The 22,893-nt window shown below is 66.0% G+C and carries 20 protein-coding genes and 2 pseudogenes; 20 read left to right on the top strand and 2 right to left on the bottom strand.

Annotated features, from left to right (window positions below):
- Positions 1-31 precede the first annotated feature (31 nt).
- Positions 32-1,555 carry a lipopolysaccharide assembly protein LapB gene (locus ASC87_RS31480; RefSeq protein ID WP_157603780.1) on the top strand — a complete coding sequence of 508 codons (1,524 nt, stop codon included), beginning with the start codon at positions 32-34 and terminating at the stop codon, positions 1,553-1,555.
- Positions 1,556-1,563: 8 nt separating this feature from the next.
- Here ASC87_RS31480 and ASC87_RS30505 read toward each other — a convergent pair.
- Positions 1,564-1,853: pseudogene (locus ASC87_RS30505) on the bottom strand (Tn3 family transposase); the annotation flags it as partial.
- Here ASC87_RS30505 and ASC87_RS01865 point away from each other — a divergent pair.
- From ASC87_RS01865 to ASC87_RS01805, 13 genes and pseudogenes are all read left to right on the top strand, one after another.
- A pseudogene (locus ASC87_RS01865) lies at positions 1,773-2,069 on the top strand (ABC transporter permease); the annotation flags it as partial. The pseudogenes ASC87_RS30505 and ASC87_RS01865 sit on opposite strands and share 81 nt — an antisense overlap.
- 164 nt (positions 2,070-2,233) lie before the next feature.
- The gene (locus ASC87_RS01860) at positions 2,234-5,218 is read left to right on the top strand and encodes a PAS domain S-box protein (RefSeq protein WP_056655675.1); all 2,985 of its coding nucleotides are present in this window, start codon (positions 2,234-2,236) and stop codon (positions 5,216-5,218) included.
- A 125-nt stretch (positions 5,219-5,343) separates the two neighbouring features.
- A complete protein-coding gene (locus ASC87_RS01855) occupies positions 5,344-5,700 on the top strand; it encodes a co-chaperone YbbN (RefSeq protein ID WP_056655670.1) in 357 nt (118 codons plus the stop codon).
- A gap of 73 nt (positions 5,701-5,773) precedes the next feature.
- Complete coding sequence (locus ASC87_RS01850) at positions 5,774-8,557, top strand: type VI secretion system Vgr family protein (RefSeq protein WP_235582001.1); 2,784 nt, start codon at positions 5,774-5,776, stop codon at positions 8,555-8,557.
- A 97-nt stretch (positions 8,558-8,654) separates the two neighbouring features.
- Positions 8,655-9,080, top strand: a complete 426-nt coding sequence (locus tag ASC87_RS01845) for a hypothetical protein (protein WP_056655666.1) — start codon at positions 8,655-8,657, stop codon at positions 9,078-9,080.
- Positions 9,081-9,092: 12 nt separating this feature from the next.
- Positions 9,093-9,458, top strand: coding sequence for a PAAR domain-containing protein (locus ASC87_RS01840; RefSeq protein ID WP_056655663.1), 366 nt, complete (start codon positions 9,093-9,095; stop codon positions 9,456-9,458).
- Positions 9,459-9,498: 40 nt separating this feature from the next.
- Positions 9,499-10,023, top strand: a complete 525-nt coding sequence (locus tag ASC87_RS01835) for a DUF4123 domain-containing protein (protein WP_235582000.1) — start codon at positions 9,499-9,501, stop codon at positions 10,021-10,023.
- Between the two features lie 3 nt (positions 10,024-10,026).
- Positions 10,027-10,659 carry a hypothetical protein gene (locus ASC87_RS01830; RefSeq protein ID WP_056655658.1) on the top strand — a complete coding sequence of 211 codons (633 nt, stop codon included), beginning with the start codon at positions 10,027-10,029 and terminating at the stop codon, positions 10,657-10,659.
- Positions 10,656-11,531, top strand: a complete 876-nt coding sequence (locus ASC87_RS01825) for an HNH endonuclease (RefSeq protein ID WP_056655655.1) — start codon at positions 10,656-10,658, stop codon at positions 11,529-11,531. The genes ASC87_RS01830 and ASC87_RS01825 overlap by 4 nt, the downstream gene beginning before the upstream one ends.
- Before the next feature lie 8 nt (positions 11,532-11,539).
- Positions 11,540-12,130: an SMI1/KNR4 family protein gene (locus ASC87_RS01820; protein ID WP_056655652.1), complete on the top strand. Its 591-nt coding sequence runs from the start codon at positions 11,540-11,542 to the stop codon at positions 12,128-12,130.
- Positions 12,127-12,828 carry an SMI1/KNR4 family protein gene (locus ASC87_RS01815; protein WP_056655649.1) on the top strand — a complete coding sequence of 234 codons (702 nt, stop codon included), beginning with the start codon at positions 12,127-12,129 and terminating at the stop codon, positions 12,826-12,828. Before ASC87_RS01820 ends, ASC87_RS01815 begins: the two co-directional genes overlap by 4 nt.
- On the top strand, positions 12,825-13,586 hold the full coding sequence (locus ASC87_RS01810) for a hypothetical protein (RefSeq protein ID WP_056655646.1): 762 nt from the start codon (positions 12,825-12,827) through the stop codon (positions 13,584-13,586). The genes ASC87_RS01815 and ASC87_RS01810 overlap by 4 nt, the downstream gene beginning before the upstream one ends.
- A 195-nt stretch (positions 13,587-13,781) precedes the next feature.
- Positions 13,782-14,072, top strand: coding sequence for a hypothetical protein (locus ASC87_RS01805; protein WP_056655643.1), 291 nt, complete (start codon positions 13,782-13,784; stop codon positions 14,070-14,072).
- Between the two features lies 1 nt (position 14,073).
- Here ASC87_RS01805 and ASC87_RS01800 read toward each other — a convergent pair whose 3' ends face one another.
- Positions 14,074-14,526, bottom strand: coding sequence for a MarR family winged helix-turn-helix transcriptional regulator (locus ASC87_RS01800; protein ID WP_056655640.1), 453 nt, complete (start codon positions 14,524-14,526; stop codon positions 14,074-14,076).
- 74 nt (positions 14,527-14,600) lie between these two features.
- Here ASC87_RS01800 and ASC87_RS01795 point away from each other — a divergent pair, with 74 nt between their 5' ends.
- The 6 genes from ASC87_RS01795 to ASC87_RS01770 all read left to right on the top strand — a co-directional run bounded on the left by ASC87_RS01795 (position 14,601) and on the right by ASC87_RS01770 (position 22,835).
- Positions 14,601-16,328: a chloride channel protein gene (locus tag ASC87_RS01795; RefSeq protein WP_056655637.1), complete on the top strand. Its 1,728-nt coding sequence runs from the start codon at positions 14,601-14,603 to the stop codon at positions 16,326-16,328.
- A 69-nt stretch (positions 16,329-16,397) separates the two neighbouring features.
- Complete coding sequence (locus ASC87_RS01790; protein WP_056655632.1) at positions 16,398-18,032, top strand: alpha-amylase family glycosyl hydrolase; 1,635 nt, start codon at positions 16,398-16,400, stop codon at positions 18,030-18,032.
- Positions 18,033-18,271: 239 nt separating this feature from the next.
- Positions 18,272-18,595: a hypothetical protein gene (locus ASC87_RS01785; protein ID WP_235581999.1), complete on the top strand. Its 324-nt coding sequence runs from the start codon at positions 18,272-18,274 to the stop codon at positions 18,593-18,595.
- Between the two features lie 17 nt (positions 18,596-18,612).
- A complete protein-coding gene (locus ASC87_RS01780) occupies positions 18,613-20,250 on the top strand; it encodes a PepSY domain-containing protein (protein ID WP_157603779.1) in 1,638 nt (545 codons plus the stop codon).
- A complete protein-coding gene (locus ASC87_RS31475; protein ID WP_056655625.1) occupies positions 20,247-20,561 on the top strand; it encodes a DUF3325 domain-containing protein in 315 nt (104 codons plus the stop codon). Before ASC87_RS01780 ends, ASC87_RS31475 begins: the two co-directional genes overlap by 4 nt.
- 90 nt (positions 20,562-20,651) lie before the next feature.
- On the top strand, positions 20,652-22,835 hold the full coding sequence (locus tag ASC87_RS01770; RefSeq protein ID WP_082568297.1) for a TonB-dependent siderophore receptor: 2,184 nt from the start codon (positions 20,652-20,654) through the stop codon (positions 22,833-22,835).
- Positions 22,836-22,893: the final 58 nt, after the last annotated feature.

Below are 22,893 nucleotides of genomic sequence, written 5' to 3'. Positions count from 1 at the left end.
TCATCTGCCGGGGAGTATCAATATGAATCTCATGAGAAAAGCGATTCACCAGTCTCTGTTGGGCGCGCTCAAAGGCCAATTTCGGCTCTCCAGGGGTCACATAGCCTTCGCTTTTGGGAAATGGCAAAAACGTATTTTTACGACAACAGTCGTAGTTGGTTTGCTGATGACGGGCACGCTGGCAGTCGCTCACCCCAGTAATCTTGGGGACAATCAAGTCTTTCAAACAAACAACGACCTCGAGCGCACTACTGCGGAGGTGAACTCGGCGTATACCTCCGCAGAAAAGCATCCAGGTAGTACTGATGCGCAGTATGCTCTAGCCGTGGCGCTAGATCGGATGGGGGACCTTAAAACGCTGAGAGCCAGGCACAAATTCCCCTACAGTGAAGGATACGGGGCAGCCCTCGAACTGGCTCGTAACAACCGGAAGTCCCACCCGCGCACCGATCTCATGGGAAAGGTGGAACGCCTCGAAGCAACTGCCGCACCAGATTCGGAAAAAACATTGTGGGAGTTTCGTGATACCGCCCGTCGTTACTACGGCAGAGCACGTGTCTTGTACCAACGCCTCATCGCATTGCAGCCCAACAACAATAAATGGCAACGTGCTCTCGCAGTGAACTATACAAAAACAAACCCGGGTCACGTGGGGATCGAAGAGGTCAGAGCTTACTATCAACCTGCACTGACTATTCTTCTTCGCCTGGTAAAGCTAGAGCCGGGCAATGATGAGTTTCAACGCGATCTCGCTATGGCATACGAGACAATTGCAGACCAAGTGAACTCCATGACAGGCTCACTGCCCGCTGAATACGATGACGCATTGGCGATACGAATGAAACTTTTCAGACGCAACGAGGAAAATCCACTCTTCGTTCGCGAGTTGGCAGTGACCTTCGGAAAGCTCGGGGAAGCCTTGGCGATACGGGGAAAATGGGAAGCCGCCCGCGACGCAGTAACCGATGAATTTGGCTTGTACCAAGATTTGGCTGCCAGGGACCCAGCCAACATGGAATGGCAACACGACCTGGCAGCGGCACATATGGATTTCGCTGCCATTAAAGACGATAACAATGGGCCAGGAAAAAAACTAGAGGGAGAAGTGTTAGCTCATTATGCCCAAGCATTAAAAATACGGATCAACCTAATTCAAATGGATCCGAGAAACACAGAGTGGCAGATGGATTTAGTCGCTAGTCACGAAACAATGGCCAGATTTTACAATAATAGAGCATTGAATGAGAAGGCATTAGACTCATACATTGACGCGCAGCGGCAGATGTCACAGTTAGCACAGCGCTACCCTAACGATCGAGGCTGGCTTTTTTACCAGCTCTATTTTTATTTCAGTATTGGTTACGAAAATCGTCAAATTCAACGCTGGGCTGCTCCCCTCTCACAAGGGGGCAAATTTCCAGAACCTGAGAAATTCAAAGCCGCTGCAGTAACCCAGGAAAAAATTTTTAAAACCATGGTTGGAATAATCGACACCTTGGTTCGAATGACCGATGCGCCCATGAAACCAAACGATCCGGCTTTTGGAAACCTATAAAGGTCGGGCTCCAGGTAGACCGTGTTCCACAGCACTATGGCGGCGGTCACCAAGTTGAGACCGCTGGCCCGGTATCGCTGCTGTTCGAAGCTCCGATCCCTGATTTCACCGAGGCGGTTGAAGAACACCGCCCTGCCAGGGAATTGCGTGCTTCGCCCTTATTGAGCCCCGCATGCACACGGCGGCGTAGCTCGATACTTTGCAGCCAGTCCAAGATATACAGCGTGCGCTCGATCCGGCCCAACTCCCGCAGGGCGACGGCCAAGCCGTTCTGACGTGGATAGCTGCCCAGCTTGCGTGGCGCACGCTGATCGCGGCGGAGCTGGTGTTCGGCACCACATCCACCGGCCAGGGTGGCCTCGGCTGGTACATCTTCCAGAACCGCAACGAGCTCTATACCGACCGCGTGTTCGCCGGCCTGGCGATGGTGATCGTGATCGGCCTGCTGGTCGAGAACCTCGTGTTTGCCACGCTGGAACGGGCAACGGTGAGGCGCTGGGGCATGCAGCGCTGAGCGCCGCCTCATTCCGGCACCGCGAGATATCGCTGTAGGGCCTTGCCCAAGCTGTTGCGGAAGTCTCGTACGCTTCAATATTGCGATGAGGCAATCAGACGCATGACAGCGCCCGCACGCGCAAGAGAAACGCGCCAGCCAACACGCTCGAGGGAGGGTGGCCCATGTTCAAGACGAAGGACGTCAGTGCCGGCCAGGACACCAAGGCGCCGAGCACACCGGCGTCCGTGCAGCCGGTCGTCGAAATCAACTTTCCAAGTTTCCTCGAGGCCGCTCCGGACGCCATGGTGGTCATGGGGCAGGACGGTCGCATCGAGCTGGTCAACGGACAGGCGGAGGTGCTGTTCGGATACCCACGCGGCGAGCTCATTGGCCAGCCCGTGGAAGTCTTGATCCCGGAACGCTACCGCAGCAGGCATCCCGGGCATCGAAGCGGATACTTCGCCCAACCAAGGGCGCGGCCCATGGGTGCAGGTGTCGATCTCTGCGCCGTGCGAAAGGACGGCACCGAGTTCCCTGTCGAGATCAGCCTCGGCCCTGTCGAAACGGCGCAGGGCGTGTTCGTGACAGCCGCGATCCGCGATGTGACCGACCGCAAGAGGAGCGAAGCGAAGTTCCGCGGCTTCCTGGAGGCGGCCCCCGACGCGGTGGTGATCGTCGATCGCACTGGCGAGATCGTGCTGGTCAATTCGCAGACAGAGAAGCTTTTCGGCTATCCACGCGCCGAGCTCGTGGGACAGCAGGTCGAGATTCTCGTGCCGCAGCGCTTTCGAGGCGGCCATCCGGCTCAGCGCGGAGGCTACTTCGCAGATCCGAAGGTCCGCTCGATGGGCTCGGGTCTCGAACTCTACGGGATGCGCAAGGACGGCACGGAGTTCCCGATCGAGATCAGCCTGAGCCCCCTCGAAACCGAGGAAGGCACCCTGGTGTCGAGCGCCATCCGCGACATCACGGAACGAAAGCGGGCCGAGGACAAGTTTCGTGGACTGCTGGAAGCGGCTCCAGATGCGATCGTGATCGTGAACCGGTACGGCAACATCGTGCTCACCAATGCCCAGACGGAGAAGCTGTTCGGCCATCCGCGCCAGGCGCTTCTCGGGCAACTGGTCGAAGTGCTCGTGCCCGAGCGGTTTCGCAGCAAGCACCCGATGCATCGAGCGGAGTTCTTCGCTTCACCCAAGGTGCGTTCGATGGGCTCGGGGCTCGAGCTCTACGGGCTGCGCCAGGACGGGACGGAATTCCCGATCGAGATCAGTTTGAGCCCCCTTGAAACCGAGGAAGGCACGCTCGTTTCTGCCGCGATCCGTGACATCACCGAGCGGAAGAAGGCCGAAGAGAAATTCCGCGGACTCCTCGAGTCCGCCCCCGACGCGATGGTGATCGTGAACAGAGGGGGACGGATCGTGCTGGTCAACGCACAGACCGAGAAGCTCTTCGGCTATGGCCGGGAAGAGTTGGTGGGCCAATGGGTGGAGCTGCTGGTACCGGAGCGCTTTCGCCAACAACACCCGACACACCGGGCCGGCTTCTTCGCGGATCCGAGAGTTCGCTCCATGGGTTCGGGGATCGAGCTGTACGGGCTGAGGAAAAATGGCTCCGAGTTCCCGATCGAGATCAGCCTGAGCCCACTGGAGACGGAGGAAGGCACCCTCGCTTCGAGCGCAATCCGCGACATCACCCAGCGCAAGAAGGCCGAGGAAAAGTTCCGAGGCCTCCTCGAGTCGGCGCCCGACGCGATGGTCATCGTGGACCGGAGCGGTCGCATCGTGCTGGTGAACTCGCAGACCGAAAAGCTCTTCGAATACCGCCGGGCGGAACTCCTTGGAAAACCGGTCGAGATCCTGATGCCGGAGCGCCTTCGCGAAGGACATCCGGGGCATCGAGCCGGCTACTTTTCCGATCCGAAAGCCCGCAACATGGGCTCGCGCCTGGAACTTCACGGGCGGAGGCGAAATGGCACCGAGTTTCCGGTCGAGATCAGCTTGAGCCCGCTCGACACCGAGGAGGGGGTGCTCGTGTCGAGCACCATTCGCGATGTGACGGACCGCAAGCGCGCCGACGAGCTGAGAGCACAGTTGGCGGCCATTGTCGATTCCTCCGACGACGCGATCATCGGGAAGACCCTGGACGGCATCATCAGGAGCTGGAACAAGGGCGCCGAACGTGTCTTTGGCTATGCGGCCGAGGAAGTGCTGGGCAAGCACATCTCGCTGCTGTTGCCTCCCGGCCGACAGGCAGAGGAACCGGCGATTGTCGAGCGGCTGAAGAACGGCGAGCGCGTGGACTCCTTCGAGACATTGCGGCGGTGCAAGGACGGGCAAGACATTCATGCCTCCGTCACCATTTCTCCAATCCACGATTCGCGAGGCAATGTCATTGGCGCGTCGAAGGTGGCCCGGGACATCAGCGGAACCAAGCGCGCAGAAGTGGCCCTGGCCCGCGCGAAGGATGCCGCCGAGGCCGCGAATCGTGAACTGGAGGCGTTCAGCTATTCGGTGGCGCACGATCTGCGCGCACCGCTGCGCGGGATCGACGGCTACAGCCACGTGCTGCTGGAGGACTATGCCGACAAGCTTGACGCCGAGGGGCGCCATTACCTTGGGCGGGTGCGCGAAGCCGCCCAGCACATGGCGCAACTCATCGAGGGCTTGCTCTCGCTGGCCCGTGTCAACCAGGGCGATGTTCGGCGCGAGCCGGTCGATTTGAGCAAACTTGCACGCGCGACCGCGGAACGGCTCAGGGCCTCCCAGCCCGACCGCGATGTCGAGTTCCTCATTGCCAAGGATTTGACGGGCTCCGGAGACAGCCGGCTACTCGGCGTGGTGCTCGAGAACCTGCTCGGCAACGCCTGGAAGTTCTCCAGGAACACGACGAAGGCGTGCATCGAGTTCGGCGCCAGCCGTGAAGGTGGGCGATCCATCTTCTTCGTCCGGGACAACGGTGCCGGATTCGACATGACCTCTGCCTCGAAACTCTTCGGCGTGTTTCAGCGGCTGCATGGGTCGACTGAGTTCGAGGGGACCGGGATAGGCCTGGCCACGGTCGAACGAATCATCCGGCGCCATGACGGACGCGTCTGGGCAGAAGCCAAGGCGGCCGAGGGAGCCACCTTCCACTTCACCCTGAATGAACGCGGCCAACGCGCATGAACGGGCCACGGTTGGCGCTTGTTGCTGCCGACTGAACTGAACCATGGTTCAGGGAACCGCAGACCCGCTCAGGAATTCCCACCCCCGGCAGCAACCCGGTCATTTGTTTGGGATGATCCGGACCCATGCACACGACCGACCGTTCCGAGCCCCTGCTGGTGGCCTGCCTCTGTGCCGCCTGGTGCGGCAGCTGCCGCGAGTACCGCGCCACGTTCGATTCGGTGGCCGCCGCCTTCCCCGACGCCCGTTTCGTGTGGATCGACATCGAGGACGAGTCCGACTTGGTCGACCCCCTCGAAGTGGAAAACTTCCCCACGGTGCTGATCGCATCCCGCGGCGATCCCCTCTTCTTCGGCCCCCTCACCCCCCACCGTGAAACCCTCGTGCGCCTGGTGCGCACGCAAGCCGACGGCGCCGGCGGCCCGGGGCTGGCCGACGAGGACGTTCGGGCGGTGGTGGCCCGGATCGTGCGCAAGCCCTAGTTACTTTCGTCGTGTCGGGAATGCGGCTGCGCCGCGTCTAATACGCGGCATCGTCCACCCTACCGGTCCGGCCTTGTCCCTCAATCTGATCGAAGGCGCCAAGCAACTGCAGGCTCTGATGAGTCGCCAGCACCACCAACTGGTGCGCCTGCATTTCCCGAAGAACGATGGGCCCGGGGCGCCCATGGTGGCGAACCGCCTCGACGCGCTGGAGCGCCTGTCGGCGGACTTCCAGTTCACGGTCGAGGTGCTGTCGAACGACCCGCGCATCCCGCTGAAGTCGGTGCTGGGCAAGCTCGTGACCATCGAGCTGACCCGCGAACAAGGCGAGCCGCGCTGGTTCAGCGGCTACGTGTTCGAGTTCCGTTTCGTCGCCATCGAGGGTGGGCTCGCGCAGTACGACATGGTGCTGCTGCCTTGGCTCGCATTCCTGCGCCTGCGCAAGGACAACTACATCTTCCACGGGGCCACCGTGGAGGAGCAGACCACCCAGATCTTCGGTGACTACGAAACCACCGACTGGCGGTCCATGGCCCTCGGCACCGACCCAGTGATGACGGACGCGGTGCAGTTCGACGAAAGCGACTACAACTACCTGCACCGCCGCTGGGAAGCCCTCGGCTGGCATTACTGGTACGAGCACCGCCGCGATGGCCACACGCTGGTGCTGAGCGGCGACTCCACGCTGTCGAACCCGCTGGACGCACCGGGCCCCGACATTCCCTTCCACGACGAGGCCACGCTGGCCGAGGACCACGGCTTCAACCAGGTCACGCCGGTGCGGCGCCTGTCGTCCACGTCGGTCGCGGCAACCAGTTTCGACTTCAAGAACCCCCGGCCGCAGTCGAGCGACACCCCCACGCAGAACCAGCAGGGCCAGGTGCCCGAGCTGGAGGTGTACGAGTACACCGGGGCCTACGGTTTCCCCACCCGCGACGCGGGCCAGGCCTTCGTGCGGTTGCGCATGGAAGAGATCGAGGCCGCGGGCAAGCACTTCTCGGCCATCGGCAATTTCCGGGGCCTGCTGCCGGGCCGCTGGTTCCGCCTCGGCGGCCACTTTGACCAGGAGGTGCTGGGCAGCAACGCCACCGACCACGAGTTCCTCGTGATCGACGTGCAACACACCGCGGCGAACAACTACAGCGCGGGCGTGGCACTCGCGGCCCACTACCACAACCGCATCACGTGCCTGCGCAAGAAGATCCCGTGGCGGCCGGCGCGCGGGTTCAACAGCATCGAGCCGCGCATCTACGGGCTGCAGACGGCCATCGTGGTGGGCCCCAAGGGGGCCGAGATCCACAGCGACGAGTTCGGCCGCGTGCGCGTGCAGTTCCACTGGGACCGCGAAGGCAAGTACGACGAGAAGTCGTCGGCCTGGGTGCGCGTGGCCAGCACGTGGGCCGGCAGCAACTTCGGGTTCATCGCGGTGCCGCGCATCGGGCAGGAAGTGCTCGTCCAGTTCCTCGACGGCAACCCCGACCGGCCGCTCATCACCGGCCGCGTCTACAACGCCGCCAACATGCCGCCGTGGGAACTGCCCGCGCACCAGACGCAGACCGGCATCCTGAGCCGCTCGAGCCAGGGCGGCGGCTACGACAACGCCAACGCGCTGCGCTTCGAGGACAAGAAGGGCAGCGAAGAGGTGTGGCTGCACGCCGAGAAGAACCAGCGCATCGAGGTCGAGAACGACGAGAGCCACTGGGTGGGCCACGATCGCAACAAGGTGATCGACCACGACGAGATGGTGCAGGTCAAGCACGACCGCTTCAACAACATCGACGTCAACCACACCGAGCAGATCGGCAGCAACCACACCGAAACCATCGGGGCCAACCACAAGCAGACGATCGGAAAGAACCAGGCCATCAAGATCGGGAAGAACCTGACCGAGACGGTGGGCATGGCCAACATCCAGAACGTCGGCCTCGCCAAGGTGGCCAACGTGGGGCTGGGCTACATGGTCAACGTGGGGGCCGGGTACAGCGTCAACGTGGGGGGGCTCGCCAATTTCGTGGTGGGCGGTGTCTACAACGAGCAAGTGGGCAAGAGCCGCGGCATCTCGGCTGGCGACAACGTCACGGTCAAGGCCGGCAAGACCATGTCGCTCACCGGCGCCGACAAGATCACCGCCAACGGCAAGGAAGTGTTCATCGAAGGCAGCACGAAACTCGTGCTGGCCGTGGGCGCGAGCACCATCACGATGACCCCGGGCGAGATCAAGATCAACGCGCCGATGGTGAAGATCAACTGCCCGGCCGCGCCCTCTTCCGCGTTGGCGGCGGGTGCGCCGGCCGCCAAGGAAACCACGGGCCTCGGCCCCGACGTGGACGACATCGCGGCCAAGTCGCCCACCCTGCAGAAGGACCTGGCCGAACTCAAGAAGGATGGCTGGGTGGTCAAGGACGGCCCGGCAGGCGGTGGCTCCCACGCCGACCGCAGCAAGAAGGTCATCACGATCGACAGCGCGCTCAAGTCCGATCCCCAGCAGGCCACGCAGGTGCTCGCGCACGAAGTGGGCCACGCGAAGTACCCGTTCGTCGACGACCGCTCCAGCAAGGCGGCCTACCTCAAGGGCACCCTGGGCGACGAAGGTGCGGCCACGATGAAGAACATCGAGGTGCAGCGCGAGATCGTGAAGAATGGCGGCCCCGACATCGGCATTGCCGGCAACCCGGCGAACCACCCGAGCTACAACGCTGCCTACGACCAGGCCTTGAAGGACGGGAACGTCGCGGGCGCCCGCGACAAGATCGGGCAGATCTTCGGCAACGGCGAACGTGTCTCGGGCCCCACGAACCCCACCTACAACGAATACTACGGAGGCTGGTATGACTCGGTCTACGGTGCGAAGCCATGACCTGGCCGATCGCACACGCCGCTGGATCGCCGCAACACTGGTTGCAATCGTGTTGCCCGGCTGTTCCACCGCAGGCCGCCTCCCCGAAGGAAAACCCATGAAGACCCTCGACCTCTGGACCGTCATCGACTACCTGCCCACGCGGCTGCCGTTCGCCACCGACAAGATCGAGTCCGCGCTGAACGTCGTGCTTGCACGCGACAGCGAAAACGAGTACTTCACGTTCTACAAGGGCACCGATCTCGCGTTGAGCCACGACGTGGTGATCGAGACCCTCGACTTGCGCATCAAGAAGGAACAACCCCACCCCGGATTCCTCGTGCTCACGCTGTCCGGCGCGTGTGTGCCGAAGAGCGCCGTGTTCGGGCGCTACGAGAACCTGCAACTCACCGACTACCCGCGCGGCCGGTCACTCGATGAAGAGGCCAGCTACACCCGCGTGGAGTCTTGGGGCAAGCTCAGCTTCGGGTTCGCCGAGCGTGCGCGTGACTGCCTGCGCACCGTCGTGTTCAACCCGGTCTGACACGAGCCCGCCATGCAACCCGCCGCCCGCGTCTCCGACATGCACACCTGCCCGATGGTCGATCCGGGCCCGAAGCCGCACGTGGGCGGCCCCATCCTGCCGCCGGGTTGCGTGACCGTGCTGATCGGTGGCATGCCGGCGGCACGCCAGGGCGACAAGGCGTTTTGCGTGGGCCCGCCCGACACCATCGCCGAAGGTGAGGCCACGGTGCTGATCGGCGGCAAGCCGGCGGCGCGCCTCGGCGACAAGACCGCGCACGGCGGCGTGATCGCGGTCGGGTTCCCCACCGTGCTGATCGGCGCCAAGGCCCAGGGCAAGTGCCTGATCGAGGCGGCCGCCGACGGCTCGCCCTTTGTCGAAAGTGTCGACGGTGCCTGAAAGGCGGCGGCGCCTGTTGCGGGCCGACCGGATCGAGGCGTTGTTGTTCTCGACCGGCTCCACCGTGTTCGCGCTGCTCGACGCGGCCCGCGACCCCGGGGTGGTGCCCCTGCTCGCGGGGGGCGACTGCCCCTACACCAGCCTGTACCGCGGCCAGTCGGCCGCTACCTATGGCAGCTATGCCCCGTACCTGGTGCAGCTGGCGCCCGAATCGCGGGTGACCGACCGCCTCCTGCAAGACGGCTGGGGCACGAGCGTGGGCCTGTTCCTCGGCACGTCGCTCACCCCCGAGGCGCTGAGCCACCACCTGCGCCACTTCCTCTTCGTCACCCTGCCGAACGGCAAGCGGGCCTACTTCCGCTTCTACGACCCGCGCGTGATGCGTGCCTTCCTGCCCACCTGCACGGGTGAGCAACTCGACGAATTCCTGCGCGACGCCATCGACTGGTTCATCGTGGAGGGCAACGACGCCGATACCGCCCAGGTGTTCAGCCGGCTGCACGGCGCACGCGGATTCGAGCCGAGGCTGGCCTTCGACACCGTCTCCGTTGCGATGACCGCCTGAGCCATGATCATTCCACCGAACCAGTTCGACCAGTTGCTGCAGCAGGACGAAGAGGCCTTCATCCAGCGCACGATGGACGCGATCCGCGAGGCCCACCCCACCTACCGCGAAACCGACGGCATGCGCCGCGCGTCCGTCCTCGCCGGCTTCAAGCGGGCACGCCGCCACGGCCTTGCCGCCGACCAGGACCTGATGGCCTACGTGCTGCTGATGTACCGCATCAACCCGAACTTCGACCAGCACCCGCAGATCGCCGCGATGTTGGGCGACCCGTCGCTCGAAGCGGCCGAGCGGTGGGACCGGATCTTCGGCGACGACTTCGATGACGCCTGGTTCGAGGCCTCGACGTGGGAGTTCCGCGATGGCAGCTACTGGCGCGATCCCGACGAACGGTCGAGCCCCCTGTCCACGGAACCGGTCACCGACGACGACTGGGCAGAACTGGTGGTGGGGCTGAAGCAGGCGCAGGGCCCTGGCCCGTACCCACCTGCCACACCCGAGCAACTGGCGCAGGCCAGGGAAGACCTCGCCCGAGCGATGGCAGAGAGCGCCCGTCGCACGCCAGCCGACTGGGAGGCTCGGGCGGACGAGGTAGCCGCCCGGCTGCGCGACCATGGAAAGCCGCCAGCCAAATGACCGACAAGCTGCAGCAACTCGACAAGGTCCCCGACAAGCAGGTCACGGCGCTCGAAGACAAGCTCAAGAGCCTCACGCAGAGCAAGGAATGGGAAATTGCCCAGGGCGCAGTCGATGCCGCCGGCATCGTCGATCCCACGCCGATCAGCGACGGCATCAGCGCGGTCATGAGCCTGGCCAAAGGCGACTGGATCGGGGCGGGCTTGTCGGCGGTATCGATGATCCCGTATCTCGGGGACGCCGTGGCAAAAACGGCCAAGGGCGCCCGCGCCATCAAGAAGCTGAAAGAACTTGCCGAGTCGATCAAGACCACGGCCAAGGCATTGGAGGACGCGCGCGCCGCCCGAAACATCGCCAACCGCAAGGCCGCAGCCAAGGCAGCCCAGGACGCACGCAAGGAAGCCGCGAACGCCTGCAAGAAATGCGATCCCGAGGTGCAGAAGTTCGGCACGCAGTTGCCCACGCGGGGTACCTGGGATCCACCGGGGTCGCGCGGCAACGGCAAGTGGACCAGCGAAGGTGGCGACTACAACGTTGAATACAAGAATGGGTATCCGGACTTCTCCACGGCGACCGGCAAGGACGGCCTTCCCATCAAGATCGACAGCGTGGAAATCCCCGCGATGAAGGGAAATACTGGTTCGGACATGACTGCGGCTCGGGACGCGATGCGGATCAAGGAGAACAAGCCGGATTGGCCGGGTCCCGGGATCAAGGGGACCGAACCGCCCGGGTATGTCTGGCATCACAAGGAGGATGGCGCCACGATGGAGTTGCTGCCGGTAGACCTTCACAACAAGTCGATGTCCAGTGGCGGCAGCGGCGCGGCGCACACAGGCGGCGCGTCGATCGTCAAGGACAAGACCTTCTAGGATTCACCATGCTCAGAAAAGACATCAAGTTCGACCGCCCGGGCCCGGCCATCGTGCAGGCCGACCTCGACCGCGTGACGGCCGCGCTGGGCGGCATCCAACTGCCCCAGGAATACGAACGCTACATGTTGCGCCTGAACGGCGCGGCGCCTGACATCGTCCTCGACGACCGCCCCTTGAGCCAGTTGCTGCGAGTGTGGTGGCCAGTCGGGTCACCGGGCGCCGACGATGGGCACGGCGTGATGCTCGGCGAGATGCACAAGATCGACGTCGACCCCAAGGTCGTCTCCGACCTGCTGACCACGCACCATGACATCGCCCACCTGCTGCCACCGTCGAGCATCGCCTTTGCAAACAGTGCCGGAGGCGGCCGATTCCTCTTCGACCTGAGGCCCGACCGCTTCGGCGAAGTGCTCCATTGGAGCTACCTGCATCTCGCCGGGGCGGAGATGCTTGCCCAGCAGCCGTACCACAATGTTGCATGGGTCGCTCGTGACTTCATCGACTTCCTGAACCGCATCGAGATCGAGCCGGCCAACTGGAACATCTGGGAAGCTGCATTGCCCCCCGACTCGGATATGGATTGGCGCCCGGAATGATCGCGCTCGACAAGGACCCGACCACGGCACGCCCTGTGGACAGCGGCGCGGCACACACCAGTGGCGCGTCGGTCGTCACCGATCCGAGATTCCAGGAAAACCGAACCATGCTGAGAAAAGACATCACGTTCGAGCACGCAGGGCCCGCCGTCACGCAGGGAGAAATCGACGCGCTCAAAGCCGCGCTCGGCGGCATCGCGCTTCCGACGGACTACGAACGCTACCTGCTGCGCTTCAATGGTGCCAATCCGACGCTGACGAGCGGCGACCCCGATCGCCCTCCCATCCTGCGCCTGTGGTGGCCCGCCGGCAGCGCCGCCGACGTGTCGGACCATGCTGGAACACTGGCCTCCTTCTACCGGATCACCGGTCAACCCGAAACCGCGTCGAATCTCCTGCAAACGCACCAGGACATCGGTCACCTTCTTCCCCCACAGACGTTTGCGTTTGTCGGCGATGGCGGGGGGGGACGCTATGTGTTCGACCTCCGCCCGGACCGCTTCGGCGAGGTGCTGTTCTGGTCCTACCAGGCCTTGGGCAGCGAAGAAGACGCCGCGTCCGACCCGTACCACAACGTCGCCTGGGTAGCCTCCGACTTCATCGATTTCATCAACCGCATGGAGCGCAGTCCTACCGACTGGAACGCCTGGGAGATGGCATTGCCGCCCGATTCGGACAAGGACTGGCACCCTCGATGACCCCACTCGACCCGCGGGCGTTTCTCGCTTACGCCCGCCCCACGTTCCTGACCGAATGGCCGGAGGCCTTGAAGGCCCTGTCGTTCAAGACTGAGCCGGTGTACCTCAACGTCGCCGAGTCCCTCGCCGTGCGGAAGGGGCCCTTGTGGAAAGGGCCGGTGTGGGGCCGCTCCGATCCCGTGGTGGCCGGCTTGCTGGGGAAGCTGCACGACGCGCTCGACAAGCTCGGCGGCCAGGCCTTCGTCCGCACCCACACCCGAAGCCCGAAGGACAGTCCGTTCTTCCGGCGCCAGGCGGGTCGGGTCGACGACCCATGGACCGCGCTCGTGATGCTCCACGAGTCACGGCGTTTTCATGAGGACGCCGCCTGGCTCGAACTCGATGGTGCCCTGCCCGTGATCACGTTGCGCGAGTGGGTCCCCATTCCAACCGGGCTGGAGTTCCGTTGCCTCGTGCGCAACGGCGAGTGCGTGGGCATCAGCCAGCGGCCCACCGACGGGGTGCGCAATCCACGGCTCGAGCAACATGCCGTCACCGTGCAGGCCCTGTTGCTGGTGTTCACCGCGGAATGCACACGGCGCTCGGGCTTGCACAACGCCGTGTTCGACCTGTGCCTGCTTCGCCAACCCGCCGCGGACATGACCGTCGGCGACCTGCGCCTGATCGAGGTCAACCCCTGGCACACCGCCACGGATTTCTATGCCTTTGATCCGGCACGGCCGAACGACCTCGATGGGTCCTTCCGCTTCGATGCCTGAACCAGGAGGCCCCGACATCCCGGCAGCTACCACGCCCGTGAACGTGTCGCCTGGCATCCCGTTGCCGCCCGCCGCCAGCCGATAGGCGCCGCACCCCCGATCTGGCAGCGATTCCGGGTGTTATTCCCCGCGCGGGCGACGGCCGATGGGCGGAACATCGTGGCTTGGCGTGTGTTCAGCGCCGTGGAGCCCCCCATGTTCTGTGCCAACCATTCCTACCCGCACGAGGACTGCCCCGATTGCCTGGCGACGGTGGCGGCCATGCGTCCCACGGTGTTCGCCGAGCTGGCGGCGGCCGAGCTGCGCTCGGGCACCATGTGCTGCCACGGGTGCGAGTTCGTCTTTATCGAGGCCGTCGACAACTGCCCGCGCTGCCTGCGGCCGAACCCGTTCCGTGTGGACGATGTGGTGGCCGAACCCGCCGGCGACCGCTGGGGCCAGCCGGTGGCAGACCTGTCGGCACTCACCATGCGCGCCTTGCAATAGCTCACGTGCGGTCGTTGAAGGCCGAGATGTGCGCCACCTGGAACACCCCTGACAGCGCCTGCAACTCGGCCCGGTGCCGTTCGGCCAACCGCCGCAGGCAGGTGTCGCCGGCGGGCGTGAGCCGAATGATCACCTGGCGCCGGTCGCTTTCACCCGGCTCGCGTGTCAAGAGTTCCGCCGCCACGCACCGGCCCACCAACGCCACCACGCCGTGCTGCAGCATCTGCAGCCGCTCGGCCAGTTCCCCCACCGTGGCCCAGTCCCGGCCGGGATAGCCCTTCACGTGCAGCAGCAGCTGGTACTGCTGCGGGGTCAGTCCTTCCCCCTGCGCCGCCTCTTCGCTGAAGCGCAGGAATCGGCGCAGCTGGTAGCGGAACTCTGACAACGACTCGAAATCGGCCTTGGACAACGGCGAAGTGCGCGGAGAAGTGCGCGAAGAGGTACGAGGGGGCATCGTGCGGCGGCGGTCAAATTAGATCATGACGTGATGTAATTCGGGGTCACGTCGCAGTCGAATCCTACGCTCCCATGGCCCTCTCGCCCCACCCCGCCCGCGACTACGCGGCTCAACCCCGCCTGTTGCTGATCGCCGCGCTGGCCGTGCCCATCGGTGCGCTGGGCACCGTGGCCGCCCTCGTGCTGCTGACGCTGATCCGCTTTTTCACGAACCTGTTCTTTTTCCAGACGGTCTCCATCGCCGACCAGTCGCCGGCCGGGCACACGCTCGGCGCCTGGGTGATTGCGCTGCCGGTGATCGGCGGTGTCATCGTCGGGCTGATGGCCCGGTTCGGAACCGAGAAGATCCGCGGCCACGGCATCCCGGAGGCCATCGAGGCGATCCTCTTCGGCAAGAGCCGCATGTCGCCGAAGGTGGCCCTCCTGAAGCCGCTGTCGTCGGGCATCGTGATCGGCTCCGGCGGGCCGTTCGGTGCGGAAGGGCCCATCATCATGACCGGCGGGGCCATCGGTTCGCTGCTGGGCCAGCGTTTCCACCTGTCCGCCTCCGAACGCAAGACGTTGCTGGTGGCCGGTGCCACCGCGGGCATGACCGGCGTGTTCGGCACACCCCTCGCCGCGGTGCTGCTGGGCGTGGAGCTGCTGCTGTTCGAGCTGCGGCCGCGCAGCCTGCTGCCCGTGGCCATCGCGTGCGCGGTGGCAGGTTTCATGCGTCCGCTGCTGCTGGAGGCCGGCCGGCTGTTCCCGCTGGAGACGGCGCCCGCGGGTTGGCCGGCGTTGGCATCGTGTGTCGTGGCGGGTGTGCTGGCCGGGTTGCTGTCGGCGGGCATGTCGCGGGCCCTCTATGCCGTCGAGGACCTGTTCCACCGCCTGCCGCTGCACTGGATGTGGTGGCCGGCGCTTGGCGGGCTGGCAGTGGGCCTGGGCGGCTGGTGGCAGCCGCGGGCCTTCGGCGTGGGCTACGACGTCATCGCGGACCTGTTGAACCACCGCCTGCTGGTCGGCGCCGCGCTGTCGCTGCTGGCCGTGAAGGCCGCGATGTGGGTGGTGGCCTTGGGGTCGGGCACCTCGGGCGGTGTGCTGGCGCCGTTGCTGATGATCGGCGCGGGGCTCGGCCTCGTGCTGTCGCCGGTGCTGCCGGGGGGCGATGCGGCACTGTGGCCGCTCGTGTGCATGGCGGCGGTGCTGGCCGGGGTGCTGGGGGCGCCGCTGACCGCCACGGCGTTCGCGTTCGGCCTCACCGGCGCAGGCAACGCCCTGCTTCCGCTGCTGCTGGCCTGTGCGGTGTCACACGGCGTCAGCGTGTTGCTGATGCGCCGCTCGATCATGACCGAGCGCATCGCCCGCCGCGGCCGGCATGTCTACCGGGAATACGGCGTGGACCCGCAGGAACGAGTTCACGTGGGCGACGTGATGACCCGCACGCCGCAGACCGTGCCCGCCTACACGGCGCTGGCCGAGGTGGCCGAACGCTGGTTCGGCGCGGGCCAGGTGCACCGCGCCTTCCCCGTGGTCACCGGCGACGGCCGCTTCGTGGGCATGCTCGACCGCGACCGGCTCGCACGCGGCGACGCGGCGGCACTCACCGCAGGAGACCTCTTCGACGGCGATGACGCCGACGTGGCCATCGCCGACGACACCTGCCGGAAGGCCGCACAGGTCATGGCAACGACGGGGCTCGAACGGTTGGCCGTGGTGGACCACCCCGGCACCCGCCGCCTCGTGGGCCTGGTGAGCCGCAGCGACCTCGTCAAGCCGGCGCAGTCCGTGCACGAAGAGGACGCTGTGCGCGAACGCTGAATCTGGTCGCCCGGAACGGCCGCAAGGCGTCACAATCGGCGCCGTCTTGACCGATTCAGAGTTCACCGCATGTCCACCACCCTCGACCCCGCCCGCACCGCCCTCCTCCCCCGCCGCGCCCCGGGCGGTGTCTTGTTCACGTTCGAAACGCCACCTGGCGTGCAACAAGTCGCGGTGGCCGGCACCTTCAACAGCTGGGTGGGCGACACCTGCCCGCTCACCCGCACGGGCCCCACCACCTGGCAGGCCACCCTGCCCATCGCCACGGGGCGCCACCTCTACAAGTACGTGGTGGACGGCACGCAGTGGATCCGCGATCCTGCCAACCCCTGGGTGTCCGAGGACGGGCAGAACAACTCGAGCTTCACCGTGGACGACCAGGGCGGCGTCTTCGTGCGCCAGGGCACCATCGATGCCACGCACCCCACCGGCGTGCACCGCCGCCATGCCGCGCTGAAGAGCCCCGGCTGGTTGCGCGACGGCGTGGTGTACCAGCTGTCGGTGCGTGCCTTCGGCGGCACCTTCGCCGGGCTCCGCCAGCGGCTCGACTACCTGGGTGAGCTGGGCGTCACGGTGATCTGGTTGATGCCGGTGTTCCCGATCGGGATCGAACGGCGCACCGGTTCCCTGGGCGACCCGTACGCCGTGCGCGACTTCACCGCCATCGACCCGGCACTCGGGGATGCCGACGGCCTGCGTGCACTGGTCGATGACCTGCATGCACGCGGCATGCGCGTGGTACTCGACTGGACCCTCAACCGCGCGAGCCGGGACAACGTGCTCACCGTCGAGCACCCCGAGTGGTTCACGCACGATGCCCGCGGCGAGTTGCACTATGCAGTGCCACTGCGCGATCACTTCGCGGGGTTCGACTTCAGCCAGCCCGCGTTGCGCCACTGGTTGATCGAGGCGATGAAGAGCTGGTTGACCCGCTTCGGCTTCGACGGCCTGCGCTTCGATGATTCGGACATCACGCCGCTCGACTTCCTCAGCGAGATCCGCGCCGCGCTGACCGCGGATCACCCGCACATCGGCATCATTTCGCAGGCCTACGACGAGTTCCATCACCTCGACAGCTGCGACCTGACCTACGAAGGGGGCACGCGCGACCTGATCCACCAGGTGGCCCGGGGCGACGCCACCTCGGACGACTTCGCCGCGTACTGGAACGCCTCCACCTACAGCTTCCCGCGCGGCGCGCTGCGCCTGCGCTGGCTCGAGGAAAAGGAACAGGGCCGCGCCACCGCGCTGTTCGGCCGCAACCTGCACCACGCCGCCGCCGCCATCGTCCTCACGCTCGACGGCGTGCCCCACCTGCTGATGGGCCAGGAATTCGACGAACCGTCGTGGCGCACGTGGACGAGCCTCTTCGAACCCTTCGAACTCGATTGGTCAGCGTTCGACGACGACACGTTCCACCACCACCAGGCCCTGATCCGTTTGCGAAACGGCTGGGCCGCCCTTCGGCAAGGCAGCACCGAGTTCATCTCAGGCCTGCCCCCTGGGGTCATCGGGTACTGGCGGCGCGCGGCCAGCCAGGCGGTGCAGGTGGTCGTCAACCTGTCGGGCAATCCCGTTGAGCTTCCGGCCGAGATGACGGGGTTGACGAGCCTGTATGCGCGCGGCCTGGGCCTGTCAGCGCAAGGGAACCCCGACCTCGCGCCGTTCGGCTGCGTGATCGCGACAGACGGTCTCCCCGCCTGAGCCCCCTGGTCTTGGAATTCACCCGCCATTCGAGCCGCCGCCCGGCCGCTACTGATACTCATTCGCATTACAATGCGGCTCGGTCAAGCGTACGCGGCCCTTCCGGCCGCGGCGCGAACCCACTCGAAGCCAGCCATCGCGAGCCTTCGGTCACCACGGGCGTCCGACTCGGGCCGCCACACGGCGCTGCAATGCCCTCGCGGGCCCACACGAATTTCCTCAAACCCGGCAAAGCTGCCATGAGCGCAACCGTTCCCCTCCCACCCACGCCAAGGCCATCAAGCCCCCTGAAGGCCGCCCTTCCCGCAGCAAGCCGAGCCTTGGCCGCCGTGCTGGGCGGCTACGTGCTGATGCTGGCCTTCGCCGCGGCGCTCGCCACGGCCCTTCAACAGGGCGCGCATTGGAGCCGCGGCGAGGCCATGGTCTGCGCCGGCATGGCCGCTTTCGTGGTCTACCTGCTGGCCGGGCTGCGCGCCTTCGTCGCTCCCAGCGCACGGCGCGCCTGGGGCGAGTTGCTGGCCGCCGCCGCGCTGCTGGCGGCACTCGCCGCAGCGTGGCGCTGAACATCGTGACGGACACCATGATCCCGCAAGACACACCGCCCCCGGACCGCCGGCCCAAAGGCTTTCGCCTCGCCATGGACGAGGTGCACACCTGGTGCGGCGTGATCTTCGGCAGCCTGCTGTTCACCATCTTCCTGATGGGCACGCTGGCGGTCTTCGACCGCGAGATCGACCGCTGGGCGCAACCCCACACGCGGCTGGCCACACCGGCCGCAGCCGGCAACCCCGGGCCGTCGCTGGACCAGGCGCTGCCGCTGCTGGAGCGGCTCGCCCCCGGCAAGGCGGCATCCTGGTTGATCTACCCGCCGGCCGAACGCACACCCACACTGCGGCTGGGCTGGTCAGGTGGGGGCGTCGAGCGGGGCGCTCGGGATCTGCACCCGGCCACCGGCGAACTGCTGCCTGAACAAGGTGCAGCGCTGGGCACGCAACTCTTCTATCCCTTCCACTACAGCCTGCACCTGAAGTGGCTGGACCTGGGGGAATGGTTGGTGGGGTTGGCCGCCATGGCCATGCTGGTGGCCATCGTCTCTGGCGTGGCCACGCACCGGCGCATCTTCAAGGACTTCTTCACCTTCCGCCCGCGCAAGGCCCTGCAACGCGCCGCACTGGATCTGCACAGCGTGACGGCAGTGTTTGCGCTGCCCTTCCACTTCGTGATCGCGTTGTCGGGGCTGATCGTCTTCGCCGCGGTCTACCTGCAGCCGGCCATCGCCTGGGTGTACGGCGGGGAAACGGCCGCCTACTCGAAGGAGGTGCTGTCGCGCTTCAGCCGCCCGGCGGCCAAACGCCCGCTCGAGCGGCGGGCCTCGATCGATGCATTGGCGACGCAGGCCCGCGCCCACTGGGCCGCCGCAGGCCAGCCGGGCGAGGTGCAACTCGTCATCGTGCGCCAGCCGCGCGACGCCCATGCGGTGGTTGAAGTGCGCCGTGCCTACGGCCGCCGCGTGGCGCTGGAGCAAGGCACGCTGTACTTCGATGCAGGCACTGGCGCGTTGCTGCATGCCGAGGCGTTGCCCGCCGCTTCGCGCGTGCAACGTTTCATCGCCGGCCTGCACCTGATCCAGTTCGAACACTGGACCCTGCGCTGGCTCTACTTCCTGATGGGCTTGAGCGGCTGCGTGATGCTGGCCACCGGCAGCATCGTGTGGGTGCAAAAACGCGCCCAACGCCATGCCCGCCTGGGCTGGCGCGGCGCAAGCTGGGTGCAGGTGTTGACGGTGGCCTCGGTGTGCGGCCTGCTGCTGGCCAGTGCCGGCGTGATGCTGCTGAACACCTTGCCCGCCGCATGGTGGACCTGGGGTGCCACGCCGCTGGCGGCCTCGATGCGCTGGTTCTTCGGTTTGTGGGCGGCCAGCCTGTGCCATGCCGCCGCGCTGCGGCACGGGCAGCGTCACTGGGTGCAGCAATGCGCGGCGCTTTGCGCCATCTCCCTGGCGGCCGTGCTGGCCAACTGGGCGGGCAGCGGCGACGGCCCCTGGGCCATGCTGAACAGCGGGCGCCGGGCGCCGCTGGGCGTCGACCTGGCGTTGTTGGCCGTCGCAGCGGCGGCGGGTTATGCCACGTGGCGGCTGCGTCACCAAACGCAAGCCGGCATCGCGCCAAGGCCTCGCCTGGTGGCGTGGCGCCCGCTCCATTGGAGAACCCAGCGATGACGGCCCTGCTGTGGTCCCTGGCCGCCTGGTGCGCCCTGGCCCTGGCCATGCCACGCCACCATGAGCAGGTCTTCGGCCGCGAGGGCTCGGCCTGGGCACACCGAGGCTGGCGCTGCAGCGGCGCCGCCGCCCTCCTGATGGTGCTGGCCCATGCGGTGCGAATCGAGGGCTGGTCACTGGGTTGCCTGACCTGGATCGGCGCCATGGCGGTGTCGGGCGCGGCCAGCGTGCTCCTGCTGGCCTGGAAGCCACGCTGGTGCCTGGCCATGGCAGGCACCGCTGCCCTGCTGGGCACCATCGCAACGCCATGACACATGCGCCACCGCAGCGCGGGGGTGCATGCCCGCGTGCGGCGTGCCCTGCCCCCTTGTCATCTGAACTCAACCACGTCTCCTTTTTTCATGCATCGTCTCCAGATCCAACGCCAGACCGGCACGCCAACTTTCTCCCATACGTCCATCGCGCTGGCTGCCCTGCTGGCAGCTGCCGGGGCCCGTGCCCAGACCGAAGCGCCGCCCGCTGCACCGGCAAGCCCGGCATCCGCCGCGCACGCACCACAAACACCTCCGGAAAGCGAACTGCCCCCCGTGCGCGTGCGGGCCGCGGCCGACAGCGGCATCGTCGCCACCAAGGCGGCAGCCAGCACCACCAAGTCCGGCGCACCGCTCTTCGAGACGCCGCAATCGGTCTCCGTGCTCACCCGTGCGCAGATGGACGAACGCGGCGTGCAGTCGCTCACCGACGCGCTGCAGGGCGTGGCCGGCGTGGTCTCGGGCAACTACGGCCGGCGCGGCTGGGACGACTTCATCATCCGCGGCGTGCGCGCCACCGAATCGGTGTACCTCGACGGGCTCAAGCAAGGCAGCGACACCTGGATCGCGCAGGAGCTCTTCGGCGCCGAAAGCGTGGAAGTGCTCAAGGGGCCGGCCTCCGTCAACTTCGGGCTGGTGCAGCCCGGCGGCATGGTCAACCTCGTCAGCAAGCGGCCCCGGGCGGAGAGCTTCAGCGAGGTCGGGTTCACGCTGGGCAACTACGGCATGAAGCAAGCCACCGTGGACCTGGGCCGACCGCTGTCCCCCGAAGGCGGCAAGGCGGCCTGGCGCCTCAATGCGCTGGTCTCCGACAGTGACGACCCGACGCAGCACGTGTACTTCAAGAAGCGCTGGCTGGCCCCCTCGCTGACGTTGGACCTCGGCCCCGACACCGACCTCACGCTGCTGACGAGCTACCAGAACCGCGAGTACATCCGCCAGCAGGGCCTGTCGCCCTACGGCACGCTGCTGGACAACCCGAACGGCAAGCTGGACCGCAGCCTGTTCGCCGGCGAGCCCGGCTTCGGCCCCTACCGCGCCTGGGCGGCGAGCGTGGGCTGGGCCCTGGAACACCGCTTCGCCTCGGGTTGGACGCTGCGCCAGAACGTGCGCGCACAGCGCTTCGATGTCGACGGCCTGGCCGTGTTCCACAACGCGCTGAGGGCCGACAACCGCACCCAGGCCCGCACCGGCCGCGTCCAGGACATCCCCGGCCATAGCCTGATGGCCGACCAGAACCTGCAACGAGACTTCACGACCGGGCCGCTGCAGCACAGCCTGATGGCCGGCCTGGACCTGCGGCGCGACATCATCCGCCTCGCCTCCTCCACTTGCACGGTGCCGGCACTCGACCTGTACAACCCGGTCTACGGCGCCCCCATCAACTGCCCGGCCACGCCGAACGCGGACGACACCAGCAACATCGTCGACGTCGGCCTGTACCTGCGCGATCGAATCCGCCTGCAGGACAAGCTGACACTGAGCCTGGCCGCGCGCCACGATCGCGTGCGCAACACCACGACCAACCACCTGACCGGTGCCGAACTCTCGCAACGGCCCAGCAAGACCACCGGCAATGCCGGGTTGATGTACCAAGTCACGCCGGGTGTCGCGCCCTATGCGAGCGTGGCCAATTCGTTCTACCCGGTCGAGGGCACCAACTTCGACGGCCAGCAGTTCACCCCGGAAACCGGCCAGCAGGTGGAAGTGGGCGTCAAGCTGCAATCCGATGGCGGCCGGGTCCAGGGCGCGCTGGCCGTGTACGACCTGAAGCGCCGCAACGTGACCACCGCCGATCCGGTGAACACAGGCTTCAGCGTGCAAACTGGCGAGCAGCGCGCCAAGGGCTTCGAGGCCGAGCTCAACGCCGAACTCGATGGCGGCTGGACGCTGAGCGCCGCCTACACCTACAGCGACACCGAGGTGACCCAGGACAACACCGCCGCCCGCGTAGGCAAGCGGCTCGACAACGTGCCGCGGCACGCCGTCAACGCCCAGGTGGGCCACCGCTTTACCGGCGGCTTGCTGCACGGCTGGTCAGCCACCGCAGGCCTGCGCCACGAGAGCGACAAGCGTGGCTACAGCTTTGACTACGTGGTGCCCGCCTACACCGTGTTCGACGCCGGCCTGGGTTACCAGGCCCGGCACTGGCGCGCCGGTCTGACGGTGAAGAACCTGTTCGACAAGGACTACTACGCCGGCGGCCTGAACAACAACGTGCTGCCGCTCGGAACGCCCCGGCAGGTTCTGGTGAACGTCGTCTTCGAACTGTGAACCCGAACTGGACGGTCTACGCCTGTTTCGCCTTCGGCCAGTGAATTGATCAGGATCG

Origin of the sequence: Rhizobacter sp. Root1221, assembly GCF_001425785.1 — a bacterium.
Taxonomy (GTDB): Bacteria; Pseudomonadota; Gammaproteobacteria; order Burkholderiales; family Burkholderiaceae_C; genus Rhizobacter.
This window is presented reverse-complemented; position numbering and strand designations above follow the sequence as displayed.